The 7988-nt window shown below is 59.8% G+C and carries 7 protein-coding genes; all 7 read left to right on the top strand.

The features are described from left to right. Window positions 1-499: 499 nt before the first annotated feature. The 7 genes from METAC_RS0115605 to METAC_RS0115575 all read left to right on the top strand — a co-directional run bounded on the left by METAC_RS0115605 (window position 500) and on the right by METAC_RS0115575 (window position 7844). Entirely contained in the window at window positions 500-1903 is a 1404-nt protein-coding gene (locus METAC_RS0115605) for a nucleotide disphospho-sugar-binding domain-containing protein (protein WP_026607769.1), read from the top strand. 128 nt (window positions 1904-2031) lie between these two features. Continuing rightward, entirely contained in the window at window positions 2032-3462 is a 1431-nt protein-coding gene (locus tag METAC_RS23925) for a diaminobutyrate--2-oxoglutarate transaminase (protein WP_084144024.1), read from the top strand. Between the two features lie 78 nt (window positions 3463-3540). Next, complete coding sequence (locus tag METAC_RS0115595; protein ID WP_026607768.1) at window positions 3541-3774, top strand: MbtH family protein; 234 nt, start codon at window positions 3541-3543, stop codon at window positions 3772-3774. A 245-nt stretch (window positions 3775-4019) separates the two neighbouring features. After that, window positions 4020-4724, top strand: coding sequence for a hypothetical protein (locus tag METAC_RS0115590; protein WP_026607767.1), 705 nt, complete (start codon window positions 4020-4022; stop codon window positions 4722-4724). 165 nt (window positions 4725-4889) lie between these two features. Beyond that, the gene (locus METAC_RS0115585; protein WP_198017229.1) at window positions 4890-5408 is read left to right on the top strand and encodes a DUF3617 domain-containing protein; all 519 of its coding nucleotides are present in this window, start codon (window positions 4890-4892) and stop codon (window positions 5406-5408) included. Window positions 5409-5553: 145 nt separating this feature from the next. Continuing rightward, complete coding sequence (locus METAC_RS23920; RefSeq protein ID WP_051335614.1) at window positions 5554-7320, top strand: cyclic peptide export ABC transporter; 1767 nt, start codon at window positions 5554-5556, stop codon at window positions 7318-7320. A gap of 5 nt (window positions 7321-7325) precedes the next feature. Next, on the top strand, window positions 7326-7844 hold the full coding sequence (locus METAC_RS0115575; RefSeq protein WP_156898246.1) for a hypothetical protein: 519 nt from the start codon (window positions 7326-7328) through the stop codon (window positions 7842-7844). Window positions 7845-7988: the final 144 nt, after the last annotated feature.

Genomic DNA, 7988 nt, shown 5'->3' with positions numbered 1-7988 from the left:
CCCTGCGCTTCCCTATTTTCTTTCGCCTCGACGAGGCCCGTTTTTTTGGGGAATTTTTCTGGCCGACAGGTCAACGCGAATAGTAGGAGGTCGGAGACTCGCCGACGGGCGGTTCTCGCGTTCGTGACGCATTAAAGATCGCGCCCTCGTTCGGCGATGTGCCCTCTAAGACCCGGCCGCGTGGGCGCTCCGTCGCCTGACCGAAGCCGTCAATGTCGCACCCAAATGGGCGGCGCTCTACGCTTGGGATCATCACAGGAAACACTCTACTCTGTTGCACTATCGGCCGCCCGATGGAGGCGCTTCATGGCGAGGCGCGCCATGAGAAGTCCCCGTCCCGGATGCCTTGGATGCAATGCTCTATCTTCTTAAAACGAATGAGCGGCGCCGAATCCGTCACGGCTGCGCGAAAATTTTTATCTTGTTGCGCGCAGGCGCGGAGTTAAAGAAAGAGCCGGTGTAACCGCCGAGCGGCCGGGCGTCCGGCTTGACCGAACCAATGTCGACCGTCGCCATTTTCATTTTGCCAAATCCCGGCGGGCTTCTCGCGACGCTCGATCTCGCCAATCGTCTTCGGGCGGCGAGACATGTCGTGCATTATTTCGGCTTGGCCGATTCGGCTGCTGAAGTTCGCGCGCGCGGCTTTCGCTTTACGATCGTTTTGGAGGCGTATTTTCCGGGCGGGTTCCTGCGCGAGGCCGAAGCTCTCGAAAGGCTTTCGCCCGGCCTCGCCGCGCTTCGCGCGCAGCGGCGCTTCATCGCGCGCATCAATGCTTTCGTCGACAATCTCTTGACGCGCGGCGGAGACGCGTTTCGCGAAGAGCTTCAGCGCGTCGCTCCTGATCTCGTCATTTTCGCATCGACGGATGAATGGATGGAATGGCCCGCCTTTGTCGCCTGGGGAGCGGGACTCGCCTGCGTCTATTTTCAGGATTCACTCAACCCCCGCGCAAAATCCGGCCTGCCGCCCATTTCGAGCGCGCTAATTCCCGCGGACAACCGCGTCTCGCGGTTGCGAATTTCTTTCGCCTGGGCGCGATTGCAATTTGAAGAACGACTGTGGTCTGGCGCTTTGTCATTGCTTAGGCTGTCCATCGATTTCGACGCCGTCAGGCGCAGGCTCGCGGCGCGCTACGGCTACCCGCTCGGAGAATGCGGCGGAGATCGTCGGGCGCCGGAATTGCCCGAGCTCATCGCCTGGCCTCGGGCGCTCGAATTCCCCTGTCGCGAGGCGCCGGGCCAAATTTACGTCGGCGCTTCGCTTTCGCTCAATCGTAGCGAGGAACCGTTTCCCTGGGATCGGCTTGATGACGATCGTCCGATCTACTATTGCGCCTTGGGCAGCCTCGTTTGGTTCGGTGAGGAAAAATACCGGAGGTTTTTCCAGACCGTGATCGATGTCGCTCAGGCCGGGCCGCACAGGCAATGGGTCCTAGCGACAGGCGAGGGATTGGACCCTGGCGCACTTCGCTCGCCGTCGTCGAATATCGTGATCGTCCGGCGAGCGCCCCAATTGGCGTTGCTGCGGCGGGCGCGCCTGATGATTACCCATGGCGGCGCCAACACGGTAAAGGAATGCGCCTATTTTGGCGTGCCTATGATCGCTTTTCCCCTCGGATATGACCATCCGGGCAATGTGGCACGGATGGTCCATCGCGGCTTGGGTCTCCGCGGCGACCGCAGCAAACTCACGCCCCGTTATTTGGAGCGCCTCATCTCGAAAATTGAAGATAGCACGACGATTTCTGAGCACATCGATCGTGTTCGGGGTCTGTTGCGCGAGGAGCATGAATCGGCGCCGGCAGTGCGATTCATCGAAGCCCTGCTCGCCGAAAAGAAAATTGCTGACGACGACGAAAAAAAGACTGGCGCGTTCGGCGGATCTCGAACGTCTCAGCTCTAGGCCAAGTCGGCTGGTCGAGCGTGAAAGCCGGTCATTGGGCGAGCGTACGGGCGCATCGGGCAAGCGCCCACATGCGTCGTCGCATGATCGCGCCGCCAAAAAGAAGAACAAGCCGCGGACATAAGAAAATGGAAGCGCAGGGGACATTGCAATCGCATCAGGCTCTCGAGCCGGCGCAAGCGGATCGGCCGAGCCCGCCGGATGGATCGGCGGCCAAGGCTCCGTACTATGCAACCTTCGGCAACCGATATCTCGACCGCCAAGAAGAGATCGAATCCAGCGCCAGGGCCTATTCTCGGCGCTTGCCCTTCGCTCCCAAATCGGCGCGCGGCACGCTGTTATGGGACACCGATGGCCGAGAATATCTGGATTGCCTTTCGGGCGCGGGCGCTCTCGCTCTCGGCCATAATCATCCGGTTGTCATCGAGGCGATTCATGAGACGATTCTGAGCGCCGCGCCGTTGCAGACGCTCGACTTTCCGACGCCGATCAGGGATCGATTCATCGACGAGCTTTTCGCGGCCTTACCTCCCGATTTCGCCGCTGACGCCAAGATCCATTTCTGCGGCCCGTCCGGGTCGGATGCGATAGAGGCGGCCATCAAGCTGGTCCGAAGCGCGGGCGCCGGCCGGGGCAGCCTGCTTTGCTTTCATGGCGCGTATCACGGGATGACGATGGGCGCACTCAGCCTGACAGGGAGCGTGGCGGCGGCGGCCTCCAACGCCGGAATGTTGGACGTTCATTTTCTCCCCTTCCCAACTGCTTATCGCTGTCCTTTCGGCGTTGGCGGCGAGGCGGGTTGGCGCGCAAATGCGCATTACATCGAATCTTTGCTCGATGATCCGAATAGCGGCGCGGTTACGCCTGCGGCGGTAATTCTGGAGGTCGTTCAAGGCGAAGGCGGCGTCAATGCCGCGCCCGACGAATGGCTGCGCGCCATTCGCGACATCACATTGCGGAGACGAATCCCGCTCGTCGTGGACGAGGTCCAGACCGGCTTCGGGCGAACGGGCGCCATGTTCGCATTCCAACACGCAGGGATAACGCCTGACGTCGTCGTTCTTTCCAAGGCGCTTGGCGGCGGAATGCCGCTCGCGGCGATCGTCTACAAGCGGGGCCTCGATCAGTGGACTCCCGGCGCCCATGCCGGCACGTTTCGCGGCAATCAATTGGGATTCGCCGCCGGGGCCGCGACCATTCGTCATATTCGGGTCAATCAAATCGATCGGCATGCCCGCGAGATGGGCGATCGGCTCATGCGTGCGCTGGTTAAGGTCGCGGCGACGCAGGCCGTCATCGGAGACGTGCGCGGACGAGGCCTCATGATCGGCGTCGAGATTGTCGATCCCGCGGCTCCGACGAAAGACGGGGCCCCGCCCCCATGCTCGCCGGGCATCGCTCAGAAAATTCAGCGCAATTGCCTCCAGCGCGGTCTAATTGTAGAGCTTGGCGGTCGGTCCGGGAGCGTTGTGCGGTTTTTGCCGCCTCTCATCGTGACCGCCGAGCAAGTGGACGAGATCGCAGCGCGTTTCGACGCAGCTATGTGGGCGTTGGACTAGCCGCGAGGCCGCCTGCTGCGCGAATTTCCGTCGCGGCGATAGCGACGTCAGGCCCACTATTGGAAAGGGGTTCGGCCTATGGCCTTGGAAGAAGACGAATTGCAAACCTATGTCGTCGTCATCAATGACGAAGAGCAATATTCGCTTTGGCCCGACTACAAGGAGATTCCTTGTGGTTGGCGCGCGGCGGGAAAATCTGGATCGAAAGCGGAGTGCCTCGCCTATATCAAGGAGGTTTGGACAGATATGCGCCCGCTGAGTTTGCGCAAGAAAATGGAGCAGGCCGCCCCCGATGATCCCAGCGGATCGTGACACCTTACGTTGCGAGCGTACGCCTTCGTTGAAATTGCTTCCGAGCAATTCGACCCGATGGAGACGTTGAGGTCTCTTCGCGTTTTGTAGAATGCGGCTTGGCGGAGCTTAAGCCTGTCGTTCGTCTTAATGAATGTGGAGGGCGTTGCGAGCTCGTTCGAAAGATCGAACCCGGACGCAAGGGCAATACTCCACTTTCAGACGCGCGTTAGGCGAAAGCTCGAGACGCAACACACGAGGGGACTATGATCAAATTTATTTTTCGGGAGAGGCTCTTTTCGACCGCGGCGGCTGTCGCATTGACCGGGGCGTTTGTGAGTTCGGCGCTAGCGCATGAGAGCCGTCTCGCCAACGCTTCGACGGGCAAAGTTCAACTATCTGTCGGGTTTCATAACGAGCCCGCATTTTTCGACGGCACGACCAATGGGGTGGATATCTATCTCTATACCTATGACCAATCTTGTGCGGCCGTCGGGGGGTCAAACCCCGGCGATTTCGTCGGCGCTCCTATCGACGTTAACGGAAGCAATGGAGACACGGTAAGCCTCCAGACCGAAGTTTTGATCCTGAGCAAGGAAAAGGCCTATTATCCCGGACAGTCCGGCAATCCAGCCATCCTCGCGCGTCAAAACATAAGCCAGGTTTCACCTGTCCAGGAGGAACTGGGCACCGCGGGTCTTTACAACAGCTGGTTCAAGCCCTCGACGGCGGCCGGCGGTCCAGCGAGCGGCAACCAGCCCAACGGGACCAACGCGGGCAAGGCCTACGGTTTCCATGTCTTCGGAAAGATCCACGCCGGGGCGAACAGCTATCAATGCGCGGGAACATCGAGCCCGCTGCCCATAGCGGCTCGCGACGCGACAGTCGATGAATATTTCGTCTGCGGAAATGGGACGAGAACGCCTGGAGACGGCTCGACCTGTGTCGAAATACCTCAGGTCGCTCCCTGAAAGGGACACGGCGATTAGCCGATTTGCGTCGGATCGATGCGCAGTCATGCGCCGCTCGATCCGGCGTCGACAACAGACTAGAATGAGACGGCCCGGATGGACTGTTTCGTCGTTTTAGGGATGTCGGACTGCGCATTCTCGTGGTGCGAGTCTACGGAGATTCGGATGGTTCCGCGTATTTGGGTGATGTTTGTTCTAGCCGTGGCGGTCTCGGCTCCCGGCGGCTCATTGGCGGATGAGCTCCCGGCGCGTCGCCCGGGGCTGTGGGAAATCGTCGACGATGCGGCAAATCCCCTCGGCCCAGCGCGAACGGCGCGCGTTTGCATCGACGCGGCGACCGAGCCGCTGCTGAATAATGTCAACGCCATCACGCGCAAGAGTCATTGCAGCGAGACCAAAGCCAAGACGTCTGGCAATGTCTTGCGCCTAGAGACGATTTGCGATTTCCGCAATACGCGCGCGATCACGCGCGCCGCCATCACGATCGCCGATGTTGAGTCCTTTCACATCGAGGCGCAAAGCGCCTACGCTCCGCCTTTGTTTGGCCAGCGCGAGGCGACGCGCAAGCAGGATGGCAAGTGGATCGGGGCATGTCCGCAAGACATGAGGCCCGGGGACATTGTCGCCGATGACGCGCCAAAGCGGAATTTGGTCGACGCGGCCGAGTTCCTGCCGAATAACTGAAAGATGCCATCATGGCGCTTAGCGAATGCGGAACCGGACTGTTAGCAAGCGCATCCGCCCGCGGGCGGCGCATCACGCCGCGTGACGCCTTAGGAAGCTATGCTCATTCGCGAGCGTTTCAATCGAACCATCGAGCGAATTGGCTATGTGGTCCCTCGCGCTGGCGTCGGGGATTGCGTATTCCCGCGGCGGCTTCAAAAATGCGATGATCGTCTCATTTTTTCGGCGACGCTCGCGATTTCCGCAAGGCTTAGCGGAAGTTCCAGGTCCAGCTTGGGGCGTCTTCGTCCTATCCGTTCTCGCGGGCCTTGTCGCTGGCGGGGGCGGCGCGGGATTGCTCGCCTATATCAACAATATGCTTACGGTCGAGGACCGGAGCAATGTCGCGATGGAGACGTCCTTTTGGGCTCTTTGCGCGCTTGTCCTCGCCGCCGGAATCCTCTCTGAATGGCTTGCCCTGCGGCTAACGCAAAACATGCTTTTTAAGATGCGGCTTTGGTTGTGCCGGCGCATCCTGTCTGCGCCCTTGCGCCAATTGCAAGCCTGCGGGGCGCACCGTCTCATGGCCGCTTTGACGGACGACGTCGGCAGCATCGCCCGCGTTTACGAAGCGATGCCGCTCCTCGTTATTGACGTCGCCGTCGCGGTCGGGGGCATAATTTACGTTGGCTGCCTTTCGCTGAAGCTTCTGCTGGTCCTTCTGATTTTTCTCGGAATCGGGGCGAGCGCATTCTTTCTCGCTCAAGCTAGATCGTTACGCTGGATGCGTCATGCGCGCGAGGCTGACGACGCGCTGTTCGCCAATTTTCAAGCGCTCACCGAAGGCGCGAAAGAGCTGAAAATTAACGAGCGGCGCCGACGCGCTTTTATCGAAGAGGAACTGACCGACGCAGCTGACCGGATCCGGACGAGCATGATCGCCGGATTGACGATTTTTATCGTCGGCGCCCAAAGCAGCAGGCTCCTGTTCTTCGTCGCTATCGGTCTGGCGCTGTTCGGGCCGGCGCTGACCGAGGGCGCATCGTCCCATGTCGCGAGCGGTTGGACGCTGGCGATCTTGTTCATCATGTCGCCTATCTCGACCATTGTGAACACGGCGCCTATCGTCGGCCAAGGCCTTGTCGCGATGCGCAAGATTGCGGCGCTCGGCCTGTCGATGTCGCCGGAAGAGTCGACCGGAGCGTCGATCGCGCCCATGGCGATCTCGAGCCGTCCCGGCGCCCTGGAGCTCGTCGGCGTCACCCATTCCTACAGATCGGAAACTGACGGCTCCAAATTCACTCTCGGGCCGATCGAGCTACGGATTGAACCAGGCGAGCTACTTTTCATCACCGGAGGCAATGGCAGCGGCAAAACGACCTTGGCTTTTCTGCTTCTCGGACTTTTTGCGCCGGAGCAGGGTATGATCAAATTGGACGGCGAGCCTGTCACAGGCGATCGGCGAGAGGCTTTTCGTCAGAATTTCGCAGCAGTCTTTGCGGACGCCTTTAATTTCCAGGCTCTTCTCGGTTATCGCGATCCGGCGTCCCTTGCAAAGGCGACGCAACTCCTTCGCACGTTTGAGCTCCATCATAAGGTCGAAATTCGGAACGGCCGATTTTCAACCGTCGATCTTTCTCGCGGTCAGCGAAAGCGTTTGGCTTTATTGACCGCCTTTGTTGAGGACAAGCCTTTTTACCTGTTCGACGAATGGGCGGCCGAGCAAGATCCCATCTTCAGAAATCTTTTCTACACCGAGATTTTGTCTAGTCTGAAGGCGCGGGGCAAGACGGTGATCGTCATCACACATGATGATCGATATTATCATGTGGCCGATCGGATCTTGCGGCTCGGCGCCGGCGCCGTTGAGCAGATCATGGATGCGCATGGGCCGGCGGAGCGAATTCGGCGCTCAAGCGAGCGGTCGGGATGAACGCCGTGACTTCAAGCAAAAGCATCAAAAGCAATAAGGCCGGCGCCGTTAAAGTGCTTTTCCTCGCAGGCGCCGTCTTGTGCGGCCGCGCTACGCTGGCGATGGCCGAGGTCGTCGTTTCCGGCGACGCGAATGCGGTGCGGCTCGAAGCTCAAAATGATCCCTTAGGGCAGGTTCTCGAGTCGCTGAACAAGGCTTACGCTCTACATTACCGATTGCCGACGGGCCTCGATCGTTCCGTCTCGGGCTCCTATGTCGGAACCCTTAGCTATGTGCTTTCACGCCTGCTTCAGGACTATAACTTTGTTATTAGCGCAACAGAAGACGGCGTGGGCGTGATTGTCTACGACGTAAATGGATCGACAGGCAAGGTTTCCAGCCCTTCAAAGGAGGCCAAAGGCAATTCCAGCGGGCGGCCGACCACGCATGGGCGTTGGATCGACCAACGAAATGCGCGCCCGCAACAACGGCCGGCGCATGCGCTGAATGCGGCTCGCGCGCGGCAAGGATGGCCCGCCGACTAGCCCCTGTGTGCGCGCGAGGACTTTCGCGAGTCGGCTACAAGCGTCGATAGGGCGACTAGCGCTGAGCCTGGTCCAATTTTTTATCTCGGCGCGATTTGAAAGAGACAAAACCTTTTCAAAAAATTGGCGAAAATCTGTCGGGTT

The sequence above is a fragment of the Methylocapsa acidiphila B2 genome (assembly GCF_000427445.1).
GTDB classification, from domain to species: Bacteria; Pseudomonadota; Alphaproteobacteria; order Rhizobiales; family Beijerinckiaceae; genus Methylocapsa; species Methylocapsa acidiphila.
This window is presented reverse-complemented; position numbering and strand designations above follow the sequence as displayed.

Coding starts and splice junctions, on each gene's coding strand:
- METAC_RS0115605 (WP_026607769.1), top strand. CDS start 500: ATGTCGACCGTCGCCATTTTCATTTTGCCAAATCCCGGCGGGCTTCTC.
- METAC_RS23925 (WP_084144024.1), top strand. CDS start 2,032: ATGGAAGCGCAGGGGACATTGCAATCGCATCAGGCTCTCGAGCCGGCG.
- METAC_RS0115595 (WP_026607768.1), top strand. CDS start 3,541: ATGGCCTTGGAAGAAGACGAATTGCAAACCTATGTCGTCGTCATCAAT.
- METAC_RS0115590 (WP_026607767.1), top strand. CDS start 4,020: ATGATCAAATTTATTTTTCGGGAGAGGCTCTTTTCGACCGCGGCGGCT.
- METAC_RS0115585 (WP_198017229.1), top strand. CDS start 4,890: ATGGTTCCGCGTATTTGGGTGATGTTTGTTCTAGCCGTGGCGGTCTCG.
- METAC_RS23920 (WP_051335614.1), top strand. CDS start 5,554: ATGTGGTCCCTCGCGCTGGCGTCGGGGATTGCGTATTCCCGCGGCGGC.